The organism is Lactobacillus sp. X-49 (assembly GCF_057063645.1).
Genome location: NZ_JBXSQM010000012.1, coordinates 11,620 through 28,019 on the forward strand (window position 1 = coordinate 11,620; position 16,400 = coordinate 28,019).

Genomic DNA, 16,400 nt, shown 5'->3' on the forward strand with positions numbered 1-16,400 from the left:
AAGCGCATCAATATATTGATGCGCTTTAAAACTTTATTTGTTTACTTCTTTCATTAAGTCATTGACTAACTTTTCATTTTCTTCCGCTGTTTCAGAAACATAACAAGCCTTGTTAGCTAATTCCTTAATATCTTCAGTATTGAGTTTCTTCATCAAACTCCTAATACGTAAAATGGATGTTGCACTCATTGAATATTCATCAAGTCCCATTGACAGTAAAATTGGGAACATAATGTTATCACCTGCGGCTTCACCACACATACCACACCAAATACCATTTTCATGCGCTGCATCAATTGTATGTTTGATTAAACGCAAAACTGATGGATTGGCTGGTTGATAAAGATACGAAACATTATCATTACCCCTATCAGCAGCCATTGAATACTGAATTAAATCATTTGTACCGATGGAAAAGAAATCTACTTCTTTAGCAAATTGATCAGCTAAAACAGCTGCGGCTGGAACTTCAATCATCATTCCAACTTGTAAATCAGAACCAACTTTAGTACCCTTTTGAGTTAATTTGGTCTTTTCTTCGTTTAAAATAGACTTTGCTTTACGCAATTCACCCAAAGTACCAATCATTGGAAACATGATCGCTAGTTTACCATACGCTGAAGCACGAAGAAGAGCACGTAATTGGGTCCGGAATATTTCTTCATTTTGCAATGATAAGCGAATAGCTCGAACTCCTAAGAATGGATTCATTTCTTCAGGTAAATCCCAATAGTCAAGGTGCTTATCGCCACCAATATCCATGGTTCTGATAACAACCTGCTTACCATTCATCCCTTCAATTACTTCTTTATAAGCTTCGAATTGGTCTTCCTCAGTTGGAAAATCCTTAGAATTCATATACAAGAATTCAGTCCGATATAATCCAACAGCCTCCGCACCATTTTCATTAACCCCTTGCATATCAGCTGGTGTACCAATATTTGCAGCAATAGTAAACTGTTTACCGTCTGCAGTTACTGATGGTTCATTCTTTAATTTATCCCATTCAGCTTTTTGCTTTAAAAAGGCTTCACTCTTTTGCTTATAATCAGCAATCTGTTCATCACTCGGTTTAATGACAGCATCACCATTCAAGCCGTCAACAACTAGTGTCTGACCATTTACAACATCTTTTGTAATTGATTCAGTACCGACAACCGCTGGTAATTCAAGAGATCGTGCCATAATTGCTGAGTGAGCTGTTCGTCCCCCAATATCAGTCACAAATCCCTTGACAAATTTTTTGTTTAATTGAGCAGTGTCACTTGGTGTCAAATCATGTGCAACTACAATTACTTCATGATCAATTGTTGCAGGATTAGGTAATTCCTTACCTAGCAAATGCGCCATGATCCTTTTAGAAACGTCACGTACGTCAGCAGCACGTTGTTGCATATAAGCGTTGTCCGTCATACCTTCAAAAATCGCAATAAATTTTTGAGCGGTTTCATCAAGCGCAGCTTCACTATTAATCTTTTTGTCCTTAATTTCGGTTTCAATTGCACCGGTGAATTCAGGATCATTTAAAATCATTAAGTGAGCTTCAAAAACTTGCGCTTCATCCTCACCTAAACTCTTTTTTGCACTGTCACGTATCTTTTCAACTTCGGCAGTTGATACCTTAACTGCATCTTTAAAACGAGCAAGTTCACTTTCAACATCACTGACACTCGTCTTAGAAAACGAAAGATCTGGTTCTACCAAGAGATAGGCTGGTGCTACCGCAATACCATCACTAGCAGCAATTCCCGTTAATTTCTTGGTCATTATTCAGCTAAGCCTTCTTTTTTCATTGTTTCCGAAATAGCATTAATGGCATCTTTTTCATCATCACCATCAGCACTAATCGTTACATCAGCATTTTTTCCAACTCCAAGAGACATAACTCCCATAATTGACTTCAAGTTAACGGATTTACCGTTGTATTCCAAATTGATATCTGAACCAAACTTAGAAGCTGCTTGTACTAATAAAGTGGCTGGACGGGCATGAATTCCCGTTTCAGCAATAACATGAAAATCGCGTTTTTCCATTATGATTATCTCCTTTAATTTAAAAAAATAAAATCGGTAATAATTACCTATTGTCCGTAAATAGCCTATCATTTTTTGGCAAATTAAACAACTTAAATGTAACAGTTTACATCATTAAAATTCTGTCTTTTTACAAGTATAGATTATTCCCCCACCTCTCAAGGCTTTTCCTGTTATGTTCTGTCTTTTGCCAAAAGATCTTAGCGCAGATTGAAAGGCAAAGGCTTCCTTGGGCTCTACTTTGTAGTTTTCAAGTTGTCCATCGGCTAACTGCTCAAGAATTTTTTGGTAATCCAAATATACCACCGTTTCTTTTAATTTGACATTTTCTTAGCAAATCATAATAAAGTTTACTGTACTGTTTAAAAATATTGTAGCATATTTCAAAATTCTTAGGCATAAATCTCAGTCTTTAGCACTTGATTATTAAGAGTGCTAATTATATAATTTAGAAAACGTAAATTAAAGCGAAAGGCGGTAATATATTTGCTTTGTCAGAATTGTCAAAAACGACCTGCTTCTATTCACCTTTTTGCAAAGGTTAATGGACAGAGCCGTGAAATTAATTTATGTGGCCAATGTTATCAAAAACTAGAGCAACAAGGAAACATCAATATGAATAATAATATCAATGGTTTATTCTCTGATTTTGGTGATCCATTTAATAATTTTAATAATCCTAACGGTCAAAACGCTGATGAACCAACTATGGACAAGGGAAATTCTAATAATGGCGCTGGTGGTCGTTCATTACTAGATCAATATGGTACAGATTTAACAGCACTTGCTAAGAAAGGGAAAATTGATCCCGTCATTGGACGAGATAAAGAAATTGCCCGCGTAATTGAAATATTAAATAGAAGAACTAAGAATAACCCAGTATTAATCGGCGAAGCCGGTGTCGGAAAAACAGCAGTTGTTGAAGGTTTGGCCCAACAAATAGTTGATGGCTCCGTTCCAGCTAAATTACAGGATAAACGTATTGTTTCATTGAATGTTGTTTCATTAGTTCAAGGAACTGGAATCCGCGGTCAATTTGAACAAAGAATGCAGCAGCTGATTAAAGAATTACAAAGTCATAAAGATATTATTTTGTTTATCGACGAGATACATGAAATTGTTGGAGCGGGAAATGCTGAAGGCGGAATGGATGCAGGCAACATTATTAAGCCTGCCCTTGCTCGTGGTGATTTACAATTAGTTGGTGCTACAACCTTAAAAGAATATCGTGAAATTGAGAAAGATTCCGCTCTAGCACGGCGTTTTCAACCAGTTGACGTTAAGGAACCTTCTGTTAAAGAAACTATCCGAATTCTGCAAGGAATTCAAAAACGTTATGAGGATTATCACCATGTTCATTACACTGATGATGCTATTAAAGCAGCTGCAGAATTATCCGAACGCTATATTCAAGATCGCTTTTTACCTGATAAAGCCATAGACTTGCTCGATGAAGCCGGCTCTCGAATGAATCTTACCATTCCTTATGTTGATAAAGAAAAAATGCAAGAACGTATCGCAGCAGCCCAACAATTAAAGCAAGATTCACTTAAAAATGAGGACTACGAAAAAGCTGCTTACTACCGTGATCAAATTGAAAAATACAATAAAATGAAGAATCAAAATGTTGATCCTGATAAATCTCCTATTATCACAAGCAAAATCATGAATAAAATTGTGGAAGAAAAAACTGGTATACCAGTTGGAGATTTACAAAAGCAAGAAGAAAACCAACTTCAAAATTTAGCTGCTAACTTAAAGGCTAATGTAATTGGTCAAGATCAAGCTGTCGATAAATTAGCTCGTGCTATTCGTCGAAATCGAATTGGTTTTAATAAATCTGGTCGACCAATTGGCTCATTTCTTTTCGTTGGACCAACTGGTGTAGGTAAAACCGAATTGGCTAAACAATTGGCCAAGCAAATGTTTGGTTCAGAAGACGCAATGATTCGTTTTGACATGTCGGAATATATGGAATCATATTCAGTATCTAAATTAATCGGTTCAGCTCCTGGATATGTTGGATATGAAGAAGCTGGACAATTAACCGAACGAGTTCGGCGTAATCCGTATAGTTTGATTCTCTTGGATGAAATCGAAAAAGCAGATCCTTCTGTAATGAATTTATTTTTACAGATTTTAGATGATGGTCGATTAACTGATTCGCAAGGTAGGATGGTTTCCTTTAAAGATACAATTATTATTATGACTTCAAACGCTGGACAAGGAATTAAAAACACAAGCGTGGGCTTTACGGCTGAAAATGATAGTAATAAACCCGAATCAGCTCGAAACTCAATGAGTCAATTTTTTAAACCTGAATTTCTAAACCGGTTAGACGATGTCATTGAATTTAATGAGTTATCAGTTGACAATTTAGTCAAAATCGTCAACTTAATGTTAAATGATGTTAACAGTATGGTTAAAAATCAAGGATTACAAATTACTGTTACTGATGATGCCAAAAAGAAACTGGTTGATGACGGTTACAATCCAGCTATGGGTGCTCGACCTCTGCGTCGAACCATTCAGGAAGAAATAGAAGACAAAGTAGCTGACTTTAAACTTGATCACCCTACTGCTAAAAATCTTTTAGCAAGCATTGAAAACAATAATATTGTCATTACTCATCAAAAAGAAACAGCAAAATAATCTACGATAAGTAAATTAGCTAATATTGAGATGTTTTTTATTAGAGAAAAATGTTAAAATAGGTGGTGTAATTATAGCAAAAAGAAAACTATCAGAAGAAACAGGTGAATGCCATGCACTTAATAGATGTAACCAATAGTTATCGAGAATTAGTACATAGTCAACTTAATTCTACTAATGTCAACTATGTAAAGGTTTATTCTCTAGGCAATACCTCAGTTATATATACCGAAAGCGATGATGCAATTGGGGTTGTCTTGGAAAACCACTCTCGCCGAGTACGTAAAGAAGAAACCGAATTTGTTATCAAGCGTTTAGTAAAAGAAAAACCTGTGTCATATACCTTGACTTGTGATAAAAGCCAGCGAGTAATCGAAGTTCATATTGACAAGTAAATTGTTGACATATTTTAAAATAAGCCATGAAAGTTGTTTAAACTTCATGGCTTATTTTTTGTAGACTTAAAGTATTATCGTATATTTTTAATTTGTATTACCTTTTTTTGAATAGAATAACATTTTACAATATCTCTTAGGCTCTTCAGCTTCTTTCACTTTTATACTAATAATAACTTATAATAGAGTAAATACTTATATCTTTACTAAATAATAATCATTTACTTATTTTTGTACATATACCCATTTAGAAACAGTAATATACATCAAAAATTATGTGTGATTTTATGCTTTAAAGCAAAAGCAACCAAATTTAAGATGGTTAAATTCCTATACTAAAATTTTCCAGCCTTTTTTTATTATAATTTTTCGGTCAGCTTAATATTAGGATACTTATCTTGAAAAAATCTTTCAGCAAATTGATTTTCAAATAAGAATAGTGGTTGATCATAGCGATCTTTCACAAGAAGATTTCGACTGCTTGACATTGCCGGATCCAACTGCTTGGGATCAATCCATCTCGCTACTCGATGACCGATATTTGTCATTTCAATTTCTGAATTATATTCGTTCTTCATTCTAAATTTGAATACTTCGAATTGCAATTGACCAACTGCACCCAAAATATATTCATCAGTTTGATAATTACGATAAAGCTGTACTGCACCTTCTTGGACTAATTGAGTCATTCCTTTGTGAAATGATTTTTGTTTCATAACATTTTTAGCATTAACCCGAACAAATAATTCGGGAGTGAATTCAGGAAGAGGTTGATAGACAATTTTACTTTTTCCTGCATAGATACTATCTCCAATTTGAAAATTACCAGTATCATATAAGCCGACGATATCACCTGCAACAGCGTCAGAAACTTGTACACGTTCGCTCGACATAAACTCAGTCGCATTGTTAAGACGAATTTGCTTACCAGTTCTTGCCAAAGTAACGTCTAAACCTTTTTGAAATTCACCACTACCTACTCTGATAAAAGCAATACGATCACGATGATGAGGATTCATATTCGCCTGAATCTTGAAAACAAATCCTGAAAATTCTTTATCTTCAGGCTTAAGTGTCTGACCATCATTAATTTGATGGCTTTCTGGTGCTGGCGCTAACTTAACAAAACTCTTCAAAAAAGTTTCAACACCAAAATTAGTTAATGCCGAGCCAAAGAATACGGGAGTTTGATTACCAGCCAGAATTTTATCCAAGTTAAAAACATTACCAGCTTCTTTGATCAGTTCAATCTCACCCAATGTATCCTGAAACTGAGGATTTTGCGCGAAAGCTTCACTAACTGGCAGTGTTCCGTCATTATTCAGCTTTAAGAAACGCTGTTTACCTTCTCGATGATACAGTTCAACTTGATTATTTGTAATATCGTATAATCCTTGGAGGGTTTGACCAGAACCAATTGGCCAATTCATAGCTACGCCCTCAATTCCCAATAAATCTTCTAACTCAGCAATTAGATCTAAAGGCGGGCGCCCATCTCGATCTAGTTTATTCATAAAAGTAAAGATTGGAATACCGCGCTGCTTAACGACCTTAAATAATTTTTTTGTTTGCGGTTCAATTCCCTTAGCAGAATCAATTACCATTACTGCAGAATCGACAGCCATTAATGTCCGATAAGTATCTTCAGAAAAATCTTCATGTCCTGGAGTATCAAGAATGTTTATTCTCTTTCCTTGATATTCAAATTGCATCACAGAACTAGTGACCGAGATCCCACGTTGTTTTTCAATCTCCATCCAATCACTAGTTGCATAATGACCAGTTTTTCGCGCCTTAACAGTACCGGCATTACGAATCACACCACCGAAAAGAAGCATTTGCTCAGTTATTGTTGTTTTTCCTGCATCCGGGTGAGAAATAATTGCAAATGTTCTTCTTTTTTTAACATTATCTAAAAGCTGTTCACTCATTAACTCTTTTGCTCTTCTTCCTTATTCGTTTTTTCTGGTATTGTTAATAAGACCGTCTGTAATCTTGAACGAATCATTCTTCTGGTGGTTAGAATCATACCGTTATCTAGTTTAACAGATAATTTTTCACCTTTTGCCGGAATAATGCCCAATTTAGTAATTACAAATCCCGCTACTGTATCAACATTCTCCATTTGAAGTTCAGTACCAAATTGTTCATTAAATTCATCTAGAGGCATTTTACCATATATAACATACTTGTTAGGAGCTACCTGATTAAACAACACTTCCGTATGGTCAACCTCATCATCAATGTTGCCAACTATTTCTTCAATCAAGTCTTCAATGGTTGCTAGACCCACAATTCCTCCATACTCATCCGTTAAAATAGCAAGTTGTTGCTGACTTTGTTGCATTTCAACTAACAATTCACCTAAATCGGTTGTTTCTGGTGCAAATAAGGGGGGATTCATGACATCCTCATAAGTTAATTTATCAAAGCCTTTTTCCCAGCCCTTACGTAAAACTGTTCTAATATGAATTACACCAACTATTTTATCTTTATCTTGATTATAAACCGGTATCCTTGAGTATGGCTCACGTAAAATTTCTTTCAAGTTAGTTTGAAAGCTCTCACAGCAATCTACCATAAAAGCATCGATTCGGGGTACCATTACTTCACGGACTACCCGTCCCTGAAAATCCAAAACTCCATCTAACATTGAAAATTCTGCATCACTAATTTTTTGATGATCATGTAAAATTTTTATTTCTTTTGTTAAATGTTCTTTAGTTTCTTCATCGCTTGAAGGGGAAAATTTATTCTTAAATCGTCGAAATAAATTCCCCTTAGCAGGGTCGCTTGCCATAATTGTTTCTCTCTTTCTCAAAATAACACGTTAAGTAATAACATTATATCATGTACATATCATATATGTTACAATAGCTCGTAAGAAATGAGGTTTCTCCATGAAAAAAAGTCATGTTTTACTTGTTTTTACTTTTTTATTGTTAATTCCTTATATATGCAGTCTAACAATCATCGGCATTGGTTATAATGCCTTAGTTTTGCATTCGGGTGATCTACTTCGAACCGCAATTGGGGCATTTGTCGGCGCACTGATTATGTTTGCAATTAAAGCCACAATTCAGCGTCCCGTTGACTTACTTGCTGTAGAAGTAAATGACGGTATATTTAAGCAATTGTTACGCTTTTTTAGCATTCGCCGGCGCTATTTTTTGCTCTTCGCTAATATGATTTTGGACTTTATCTTATGTTATATGGCGACATTTGTCATTCGCCACTTTCTGACTTTGGATCAAATTGTTGGCAAATCTGTTGGTATTGTATTTTTAATCATGCTTTTATCGACTTGTTTAGGTGCCTATGTAGAATACGATAACCTTTCAATTGATCCTAACCAACATTAAATTTTAATTACTGGCCTTAAGATACATCATCTGGGTCAGTTTTTTTGTAATAAGATTTAGTTCTTGAAGAAAATAGGGCGTACTACTATCTCCTGGATTTTCATAAATTGGAATTCCCTGATTACTAATCTTTTGAAAAAATAGCGGTAAAACTGAATTTAATGGTTGACTAAAGTGCGACAAATTTTGATCAGGAATTTCTTCGATTGCAACTTCAGCTTGGGGAAGAACAAACTGCATTAGTCCTTGTGGAACCTCCACTTGATTAGTAACAGTTACACCATACCAATACATAAAATTTTCAGGACCAAAAATTATTAAATTACTACGATTATTTGTTAGTTGATTTATAGCCAAAAATTCTTGAAAGACCTCATCTTGTTCCATTTCTATATTAGATTGGGTATAAGTTCGCTGCTCATCCATTAATTGATCTGCAAATGGTCGGCCAATAAAAATAATTTTTTCTTGTGATTTTTTCATTTTTTCTCCTAATATTTAGCAAGCTCAGATAGCGGAATAATTTCGCCAGCAATAAAAGATTCTATTTCATTACTGCTAAAGCCATGAGTATAAAGGTAATTGCGCATTTTAATTTCACGTTCTTTTTGCGATAAACGTCGAAAGCGTTTATAAGCTTTTATACCTTGCTTCTTTAAAGCTTCAAGTTGTTGGCACTGGTCTAGTTGTAAATTCATTTTAGAAATGATGCTGTCAGCCAATGAACTCGAAAAGCCGTGACTAAATAGTTTGGTACGCATTTTCCTTTCTAATTCACGCTGTGCTAACTTACCTACCTGATTTTTCATTGATTTAATAACCCGTGTACCAGCATCTAGCCACTGGTCATCGCTAATTTTGGCCAATTGTAACTGAACAATTTCTGAGGTAATTCCTTTTTGAAGCATCTTTTGCGAAAAACTGGCGGGACCATCGGTTCCGATACGCAAATTTTGACTCAAAGCTAGTGCAACATATTTTTGATCATCCAAAAATCCCATTTCACTGAGCTGATTAACTGCATTTTGAGCAGATTCTTCATCAATATTGTGTTTACTTAAATATTGTAAAACCTCATAAATTGTACGTGGTTCATAACTCAAATAGTTTGATGCTAAATTTGTTGCCTTAGCGTCAAGATCATATTGTTTAACTTGGTGTATTTTTTCTGGTGCTAATTCCTGCCCCTTTAGCAGTAAGAATTTTGCAACAGTCTGCTCGCTTGCAGAAAAGGCATATTGACCATCTAAAAAGATATTATATCTACCAGGCCTTTTCTGATTGCTTACTTTAGTAATAATTGCCATTACGGTTCACCTTTCTTTTTTGTTTATTTACATGCTAGCAAATTTCTCTACTTCTTGCTAAAAAGTTTTCTTAAGTAGTACAATTAATTATTAACATTACCATTTATTGTAGAAAGAATTATTATGTCTAACAAATTAAATCAAAAAGAAACAAAAGAAAAAGACGTTATTATTACAGTTAAGCGCCTTGGAATTAATGGTGAAGGAATCGGTTACTATCGCAAAAAAATAATTTTTATTCCTGGAGCACTACCTAACGAAGTGGTTGTTGCCAAAATTATTAAAGAATTTCCACACTATATTCAAGCCGAATTAGTGCGTATCAAAGAAAAGAGTCCAGATCGAGTACCATTTCCTCAAGGTGTTAATCCAGCAACAGGAGGTTTAGAATTAGCACACCTCTCTTACGCTAAACAACTTGAATTTAAACGTGATAATCTTCTCGAAGCGCTTAAAAAATTTCATCCTCGAGGATATAACAAATATAAAGTAAAACCCACCATTCCAGCTCCAGATGAATGGGGCTACCGTAACAAAGCTCAATATCAAATTGAGCAGCACCGTCATCAAATCAGTCTCGGGTTATTTACACCCAATACTCATAAACTGCAAGATTTACCATTAATGCCGACACAAAGTGAAATAACTCAGAAAACCGAGCGGCAAATTAAGCATTTAATTGAAAAACTGCATGTGCCAATCGCCGATCCTTTTCGCCATTTAGATGGTATAAAAACAGTTGTTGTCCGTCAGGCGCAATCCACCAAAGAAATTCAAGTTACTTTAATTACTATCGGTCATGTTATTAAAAATTTGCCAGCCTTAAGTAAGCAAATCATGAATCTAACCGATGTTGTTAGTGTTTATCAAAATGAAACAAATTGGCATAACCCTCAAGTCTGGGGTAATAAAACTGTTAAATTAGCGGGAAAAAATCAAATTATCGATGAAATTTTAGGCAAAAAATTTGCGCTTTCTCCGCGAGCGTTTTTTCAATTAAATCCCATTCAAACTGCTACCTTGTACTCTCATGCTTTAAAGTTTTTAGATTTATCCGCCGATGATACCTTAATTGACGCATATAGTGGGGTTGGTACGCTAGGTATTCTGGCTGCTGAGCGTGTTAAACAAGTCATTGGAATCGAATCCATTCCGGAAGCCGTTGCAGATGCTAATCACAATGTTGAACTGAACCATATTAAGAATGCTAATTATATTCAAGGAAGCGTTGAAAAAATTCTGCCAGAACTTGAACATAATGGGATTGTGGTTGATGCTTTAATTGTTGATCCACCAAGAACTGGTCTAGCTAAAAGTTTAATCAAGACTTTGCTTAAAATCAAACCCAAAACTTTTGTTTACATTTCTTGCAATTCTTCAACACTAGCACAAGATCTTGTTTTATTAAGCGATAGTTACGATGTTCGCTTAATTGAAAACATTGACATGTTACCACAAACACCACGTTGTGAATGCATCGTCAAGTTAACTTTAAGATGATTTGATCAAGTAATAATAGTCCTAGTTTAAAGACTATTATTACTAAAAAGCTTCAAGCAGAATGCTTGAAGCTTTACATTTTTAGCAAGATAAATTATAAAGATAAAAATTATTGATATCAATATTACCTTTACCACAATTCTTCATATCAATTTTAGGTGAACATTTGCAATTGTTTTAGCCTTTATTTGATATACTTATCCAAAAAAGTTTCAATATGTTTACGGTAAGCTCGTGGGTGATCAGCAAACGACTTCGCATGTTTAGCTTTAGACGTCACCCATAATTCTTTGGGCCCCTTTGTCGCTTGATAGTTAGTGTAAACCATATCTGTCGGAACAAAAGTATCGCAATTTCCATGAATAAACAACATTGGACGATAATTTTTATGCAGTTGATTGACACTAGATCCATCTTTCATAAAGTAGCCTACCTTAAGTTTATTAATGCCACTCAAAATTTCGACTAACGGAAAACGGGGAAAAGCTGGCATATGATAAAGAACTTGAGCTTCATGTTCTATTTCGTCTTTAACACTTGTATAACCACAATCTTCCACAAAGGCTCTTACCTGTTTAGGCAACTTAAGTCCACTAACCATCATTGTCGTTGCCGCCCCCGCACTCAAGCCATACACGACAATTTGTTGCTTAGAGCCCTTTTTTTTAATTAACAGATTGATCCACTTTTTGACATCATCTTTTTCTGGCCACCCATAACCAATATATTTTCCTTCACTCTTACCTTGAGAACGAGGATCTGGAGTTAAGGTGTTATAACCCATTTGATGAAAAAGTGCGTCATATTCACCCATATCTTCCTTAGTATCCATATAGCCTGGCAAAATAACTGCGGTCTTATAAGAACTATTGCTTGGGATATAATTAGCATCTAACCGATATCGATGATCGGCCGAACTTATATACCATTTTTGCTTATGAACTTTTTTAAACCAAGTTTTTTCTCGATATAGTGGATCCGATTTTTTAATGGTTTTACTAGATGAGTTCAGAAAACTTTTAGGTCCCGGAACACAAGCAAGTTTAAAAAAATAAAAACCCGCACCGATGAAAAGTAACAGTGTTACTAATACAAGACCAATTAATGAAAAACAAATTTTTCGATGCTTTAAGTGTTTCAATGATAATCCGCCTTCTAATTCAAATATCGAATAGTATAACATTTTTTTGAATTGTATAGAGTATAAATATGAGACTAACTGAATTATTACAATTAACCAATGATTTAAATCCACAAACAACCATTTATTTGACAGCTCAAGGCCATCCCCAACCACTAGCAAAGTTGAAAATTTCTCAAAGCGAATGCCTACTTTATTCCGGTAACAAGCCAATGACTAAGAAAAAATTAAATAATTTAATCCAACATTTGCATGACCATGAACTTCCTATATATTTTTTAAATAATCAAATAAAGATCCCTATATATGGGATCCGAATTTTGCCTGAAAGCAACTCAATCATATTAATGTAAAATTGCAGATATTCTAAATGCAACTTTATTTTTGTTTATATTGACGGATATGATGATTTGTACCCGCAAAATACCAGTAGCCATTTTCTTCATCGCTATCTAAGCAGTGATTATCTTGGGGCAGTACTAACGATTGATTAAAGATTTGTTCATATTCGGTAATGCTTATTTTTTTTCTGCGCGCAAGCATTTGCTTATTAGTATTTGGAGTAAGCATTTTTTCATAACCAGACACAATTTTGCCTGAATAAAATTCTCCCATTGCTCCTGAGCCATAAGAGAAAAAACCAATTAAAGAATCTGAATTAAGTTTACCTTGCTCCAATAAGCTAAGCAAACTTAAATATAGTGAAGCAGTATAAATATTCCCCACATTACGACTATAATAAGAAGATAAACCAAAATTTTGCTCTAATCTTTTTTGAACAATCTCATTTTGATTTGCTATAGCTAATTTATTGGCTTTATATCCCATTTTGACAAATGGTAAGTGATAAACAAGAGCTGCAAAATCACTAACTTGATAATTCATTTGTCGTTGATAAGCAGCAAATGTTCGAGTAAAAAAGTCAAGATATACTTCTTTAGAATACTTGCCATCAACGAGTGCAATAGGTGAATTATTCGGTCGCCAAAAATCATTAACGTCAGCGCTATAAGCACTATAGCCAGAATTAATACTTAAAATACGCGGCTTGGCTTTTAATAAGACACTGACACTTCCTGCACCTTGAGTAACTTCTCCCGCACTACCCACGCCATATTTTGCAATATCACTGCCAATCACAATTGCACTACGATCAGGATGTGCCCGAATATAATCACATGCTGTCATAATGCCTGCAGTCATCCCGAAACAAGCTTCCTTAATTTCAAATGTACGTACTTCTGGCCTCAATTTCAAGGCACTTTTGACAAACAAAGATGCAGATTTTGATTGATCGACCCCACTTTCAGTTCCCATTAAGAGCAATCCAACCTGATCACAATCAACTTGATCAATATAGCTTAATGTAGCATTAATTCCCATTGATACTGCATCTTGAGATGAATCAGCTACACTCATTCTTTTTTGACCAATTCCAATAAGATACTTATTAGGATCTTCCCCGCGCGCAGTAGCTAAGTCTACCATATCAACATATTTGTTAGGTGTATAAAAGCCAATCTGATCAATTCCTACTTGCATTATTTTCCCTCTCTAATTTTGTTCAGTAACTTAAGCGCCTCAGTTTGCGAATATTGTTGTAATTGCACCATTTGTTGCAAAACAATCTTTTTTTCATCCTCGGTTGCATTTAGTTCAGCAACAATATTTCTTGCCTGCAATTTCATGTGTCCTTGTTGAATGCCTGTTGTCGCAATAGCTAAAAGTGCTGCTAAGTTGTTAGCTAATCCCGTTGCTGCAATTACTTCAGCCAACTCCGCACTAGTAATTTCCTTACCTAAAATGCGGTAATTCTGACGAATATCATTTCTAACTTTAATTGAGCCACCAACTGTTCCTATAGCTAAAGGTACAGTAAGCTCTCCTATTAAGTTATCATCTTTAATTTGCCACTGACTTAGACTTGTGTAAGCCCCATTCTGACTTGCCCAAACACCACAAGCAGCTTCAACTGCCCTAGTATCATTTCCAGTCGCCAATAATACCCCATCAATTCCATTCATAATTCCCTTATTATTTGTCACGGCACGAAAAACATCGGTTTGCCCTATTTGACTTAATAAGGCAATTCGCTTAGCAATTGCCATACCTCCAATTTGGTCAACCCCAAGTTTGACTTTTGCTGTTGTCAGTTGACTTGGATAATTCGAAAGAATTGCAAATAATTTTTGCTGAATCGTTGAAAATTTGACTAGTTCGATTGCCATAAATTCTAATATTGTATTTGCACGGTTAGCTCCCATTGCTTCAGCAGGATCAATTAAGACTTTTAGATAAAGTAATTCTTGCTGGTGTTTGGCAACAATTTTTCTTACTCCTCCACCATGATTAACTAAATTCAGAAAATGCTGATTAGTTTTTTCAATTATTTCAGACAAGTTAGCAGTTAATTGATGAAGATGAAAGTCTGGTGTAACTTGCATCACAATTTGACCATAAATCCCATCACGATAACTCTTTGCTCTAACACCATCACTTTGAGCAAAGAGGCTTGCTCCATGATTGGCAGCAGCCACCACTGAAGGCTCTTCTGTTGCTAACGGGACAATATAACGATGATCATTAACTATTAAATTTTTAATCAGTCCAACAGGTAGACGCAGTTGACCAACAACATTTTCACTTAATTGATTAAGACTAGATAAAACTTCGGAATCAATCCAATCAAGTTTAATTCCCTGGTTTTCAAGCCACAATCGTCTTTTTTGAGGCGATAATTCGTAAAACTTCATTTAAAAATCTCTAATTAATTCACAAGCAATTGCTTGGCCACCGCCAATACACAAAGTAACTAGTGCTCTATATCCATTAACATATTTCATTGCTGTAATTGCTGAAGAAACTAACCGCGTACCCGTAGCTGCCAAAGGATGGCCTAAAGCAATTGCACCGCCCAAAATATTAAGCTTATCAGTTGGAATTGCCAAATCCCTTGCCAAAGCAACGCTTGGTGCTGCAAAAGCCTCATTAACTTCAATTACATCATAATCATTAACTTGTCTATCATTTTGCTTAAGTAACTTTTGAACAGCATAATATGGAGCATAACCCATATAAGATGGATCGTTACCAGATTCTGCATATGCACCTAAATGCGCTAAAGGCTGTAAATTTAACTCTTTTACCTTATCAGCAGTTGCTAAAATTACCATACTTGCTCCATCACTTAAAGGTGAAGAATTACCTGCTGTTATCATGCCATTTTCTTTAAATGCGGGCTTTAATTTACTTAAAGCGGCTAAGTTGGTATTTTCACGAATATTTTCATCATGGGTAATAATTTGTTTACCACGTTTTATCGGAATAATTTCATCATTAAATAAGCCTTGGTGCATTGCAGATGCAGCTTTTTGATGTGAACTAACGCTATATTCATCCATTTGTTTTCGCGAAACATGATATTTATGCGCGACTTGTTCGGCTGTCAAGCCCATATGCATTTTTGAAAAAGCGTCCGTTAGTCCATTGGCAATCATTTCACTTTGAATATTTTGACCATTTTTATCCGAAGAAAAATATGCTGCATTAGTCATACTTTCTGCTCCCCCAACTGCAACTAGCTCAAAGTCTCCTAATTCCATTTGACCCTGAGCAAGCCTTAAAGCTTTCAAACTGGAACCACAAACTTCATTGATCGTAAAGCTGCTGCTCGTTTTTCTCATTCCTACGCCTAGAGCAACCTGCCTTGCCATATTTTGCCCCAAAGTTACTCCTAATACATTTCCCATTACTAATGCATCAAGCTCATTAGCATTTAATTCAATACTTTTTAGTGTTTCAGTCAGCGCCAACTGACCCAGTTCAATAGCATTTTGACTAGACCAAATGCCATTATATCGTCCAAATGGTGTTCGTTTAGCCGCAACGACAAAGATATCTTTCATTAAATTTTCTCCTAGCAAAATAATTTAACTGCATCTTACCGAATTTCAATCTCTGATAATAGTAATTAAACCGAGATTTAGAAAAATTTACACAAAAAAAGAAAT

Annotated in this window: 16 protein-coding genes; 5 read left to right on the plus strand and 11 right to left on the minus strand. The window is 35.1% G+C overall.

Annotated elements, in window-relative coordinates:
- Positions 1–33: 33 nt before the first annotated feature.
- The 3 genes from ptsP to ACYIAQ_RS06620 all read right to left on the minus strand — a co-directional run bounded on the left by ptsP (position 34) and on the right by ACYIAQ_RS06620 (position 2,330).
- Positions 34–1,767, minus strand: coding sequence for a phosphoenolpyruvate--protein phosphotransferase (ptsP, locus tag ACYIAQ_RS06610; protein ID WP_483563097.1), 1,734 nt, complete (start codon positions 1,765–1,767; stop codon positions 34–36).
- A complete protein-coding gene (locus ACYIAQ_RS06615) occupies positions 1,767–2,033 on the minus strand; it encodes a phosphocarrier protein HPr (RefSeq protein WP_046306433.1) in 267 nt (88 codons plus the stop codon). Before ACYIAQ_RS06615 ends, ptsP begins: the two co-directional genes overlap by 1 nt.
- Before the next feature lie 114 nt (positions 2,034–2,147).
- Positions 2,148–2,330, minus strand: coding sequence for a hypothetical protein (locus tag ACYIAQ_RS06620; protein ID WP_483563098.1), 183 nt, complete (start codon positions 2,328–2,330; stop codon positions 2,148–2,150).
- Positions 2,331–2,519: 189 nt separating this feature from the next.
- Here ACYIAQ_RS06620 and ACYIAQ_RS06625 point away from each other — a divergent pair, with 189 nt between their 5' ends.
- Positions 2,520–4,685, plus strand: coding sequence for an ATP-dependent Clp protease ATP-binding subunit (locus tag ACYIAQ_RS06625; RefSeq protein ID WP_483563099.1), 2,166 nt, complete (start codon positions 2,520–2,522; stop codon positions 4,683–4,685).
- 113 nt (positions 4,686–4,798) lie between these two features.
- Positions 4,799–5,080, plus strand: a complete 282-nt coding sequence (locus ACYIAQ_RS06630; RefSeq protein ID WP_122018168.1) for a DUF1827 family protein — start codon at positions 4,799–4,801, stop codon at positions 5,078–5,080.
- A gap of 359 nt (positions 5,081–5,439) precedes the next feature.
- On the opposite strand, the gene ACYIAQ_RS06635 is transcribed toward ACYIAQ_RS06630, so the two are convergent.
- Complete coding sequence (locus ACYIAQ_RS06635; RefSeq protein WP_483563100.1) at positions 5,440–7,011, minus strand: peptide chain release factor 3; 1,572 nt, start codon at positions 7,009–7,011, stop codon at positions 5,440–5,442.
- On the minus strand, positions 7,011–7,880 hold the full coding sequence (locus ACYIAQ_RS06640) for a hemolysin family protein (RefSeq protein ID WP_483563101.1): 870 nt from the start codon (positions 7,878–7,880) through the stop codon (positions 7,011–7,013). Before ACYIAQ_RS06640 ends, ACYIAQ_RS06635 begins: the two co-directional genes overlap by 1 nt.
- 100 nt (positions 7,881–7,980) lie before the next feature.
- On the opposite strand from ACYIAQ_RS06640, the gene ACYIAQ_RS06645 reads away from it, so the two are divergent.
- A complete protein-coding gene (locus tag ACYIAQ_RS06645; protein WP_483563102.1) occupies positions 7,981–8,442 on the plus strand; it encodes a hypothetical protein in 462 nt (153 codons plus the stop codon).
- A 3-nt stretch (positions 8,443–8,445) separates the two neighbouring features.
- Here ACYIAQ_RS06645 and ACYIAQ_RS06650 read toward each other — a convergent pair whose 3' ends face one another.
- Together ACYIAQ_RS06650 and recX are read right to left on the minus strand one after the other, a co-directional pair.
- The gene (locus ACYIAQ_RS06650) at positions 8,446–8,925 is read right to left on the minus strand and encodes a hypothetical protein (RefSeq protein WP_483563103.1); all 480 of its coding nucleotides are present in this window, start codon (positions 8,923–8,925) and stop codon (positions 8,446–8,448) included.
- A gap of 8 nt (positions 8,926–8,933) precedes the next feature.
- Entirely contained in the window at positions 8,934–9,749 is an 816-nt protein-coding gene (gene recX / locus ACYIAQ_RS06655; RefSeq protein WP_483563104.1) for a recombination regulator RecX, read from the minus strand.
- Positions 9,750–9,872: 123 nt separating this feature from the next.
- Between recX and rlmD the strand changes: the two genes are divergently transcribed.
- A complete protein-coding gene (rlmD, locus tag ACYIAQ_RS06660) occupies positions 9,873–11,249 on the plus strand; it encodes a 23S rRNA (uracil(1939)-C(5))-methyltransferase RlmD (RefSeq protein ID WP_483563105.1) in 1,377 nt (458 codons plus the stop codon).
- Between the two features lie 184 nt (positions 11,250–11,433).
- Here rlmD and ACYIAQ_RS06665 read toward each other — a convergent pair whose 3' ends face one another.
- Positions 11,434–12,432 (minus strand): alpha/beta hydrolase, encoded by a 999-nt coding sequence (locus ACYIAQ_RS06665; protein WP_483563106.1) that lies wholly within the window; start codon positions 12,430–12,432, stop codon positions 11,434–11,436.
- Positions 12,433–12,458: 26 nt separating this feature from the next.
- Here ACYIAQ_RS06665 and ACYIAQ_RS06670 point away from each other — a divergent pair, with 26 nt between their 5' ends.
- Positions 12,459–12,743: a hypothetical protein gene (locus tag ACYIAQ_RS06670; RefSeq protein ID WP_122023456.1), complete on the plus strand. Its 285-nt coding sequence runs from the start codon at positions 12,459–12,461 to the stop codon at positions 12,741–12,743.
- A 25-nt stretch (positions 12,744–12,768) separates the two neighbouring features.
- Here ACYIAQ_RS06670 and ACYIAQ_RS06675 read toward each other — a convergent pair whose 3' ends face one another.
- Genes ACYIAQ_RS06675 through ACYIAQ_RS06685 form a run of 3 tightly spaced genes read right to left on the minus strand, consistent with a single transcriptional unit; the run spans position 12,769 to position 16,295 of the window.
- Positions 12,769–13,932: a hydroxymethylglutaryl-CoA synthase gene (locus ACYIAQ_RS06675; protein ID WP_483563107.1), complete on the minus strand. Its 1,164-nt coding sequence runs from the start codon at positions 13,930–13,932 to the stop codon at positions 12,769–12,771.
- Positions 13,932–15,143, minus strand: coding sequence for a hydroxymethylglutaryl-CoA reductase, degradative (locus ACYIAQ_RS06680; RefSeq protein ID WP_483563108.1), 1,212 nt, complete (start codon positions 15,141–15,143; stop codon positions 13,932–13,934). Before ACYIAQ_RS06680 ends, ACYIAQ_RS06675 begins: the two co-directional genes overlap by 1 nt.
- Entirely contained in the window at positions 15,144–16,295 is a 1,152-nt protein-coding gene (locus ACYIAQ_RS06685; RefSeq protein WP_483563109.1) for a thiolase family protein, read from the minus strand. It lies immediately after the preceding gene.
- Positions 16,296–16,400: the final 105 nt, after the last annotated feature.

What these genes read in the sequence shown, in the direction of transcription:
- ACYIAQ_RS06635 (WP_483563100.1), bottom strand. Translation starts at nt 7,011, where the DNA reads ATGAGTGAACAGCTTTTAGATAATGTTAAAAAAAGAAGAACATTTGCA.
- ACYIAQ_RS06670 (WP_122023456.1), top strand. Translation starts at nt 12,459, where the DNA reads ATGAGACTAACTGAATTATTACAATTAACCAATGATTTAAATCCACAA.
- ACYIAQ_RS06685 (WP_483563109.1), bottom strand. Translation starts at nt 16,295, where the DNA reads ATGAAAGATATCTTTGTCGTTGCGGCTAAACGAACACCATTTGGACGA.
- recX (WP_483563104.1), bottom strand. Translation starts at nt 9,749, where the DNA reads ATGGCAATTATTACTAAAGTAAGCAATCAGAAAAGGCCTGGTAGATAT.
- ACYIAQ_RS06665 (WP_483563106.1), bottom strand. Translation starts at nt 12,432, where the DNA reads ATGTTATACTATTCGATATTTGAATTAGAAGGCGGATTATCATTGAAA.
- ACYIAQ_RS06680 (WP_483563108.1), bottom strand. Translation starts at nt 15,143, where the DNA reads ATGAAGTTTTACGAATTATCGCCTCAAAAAAGACGATTGTGGCTTGAA.
- ACYIAQ_RS06675 (WP_483563107.1), bottom strand. Translation starts at nt 13,932, where the DNA reads ATGCAAGTAGGAATTGATCAGATTGGCTTTTATACACCTAACAAATAT.
- ACYIAQ_RS06615 (WP_046306433.1), bottom strand. Translation starts at nt 2,033, where the DNA reads ATGGAAAAACGCGATTTTCATGTTATTGCTGAAACGGGAATTCATGCC.
- ACYIAQ_RS06650 (WP_483563103.1), bottom strand. Translation starts at nt 8,925, where the DNA reads ATGAAAAAATCACAAGAAAAAATTATTTTTATTGGCCGACCATTTGCA.
- ptsP (WP_483563097.1), bottom strand. Translation starts at nt 1,767, where the DNA reads ATGACCAAGAAATTAACGGGAATTGCTGCTAGTGATGGTATTGCGGTA.
- ACYIAQ_RS06640 (WP_483563101.1), bottom strand. Translation starts at nt 7,880, where the DNA reads ATGGCAAGCGACCCTGCTAAGGGGAATTTATTTCGACGATTTAAGAAT.
- rlmD (WP_483563105.1), top strand. Translation starts at nt 9,873, where the DNA reads ATGTCTAACAAATTAAATCAAAAAGAAACAAAAGAAAAAGACGTTATT.
- ACYIAQ_RS06630 (WP_122018168.1), top strand. Translation starts at nt 4,799, where the DNA reads ATGCACTTAATAGATGTAACCAATAGTTATCGAGAATTAGTACATAGT.
- ACYIAQ_RS06645 (WP_483563102.1), top strand. Translation starts at nt 7,981, where the DNA reads ATGAAAAAAAGTCATGTTTTACTTGTTTTTACTTTTTTATTGTTAATT.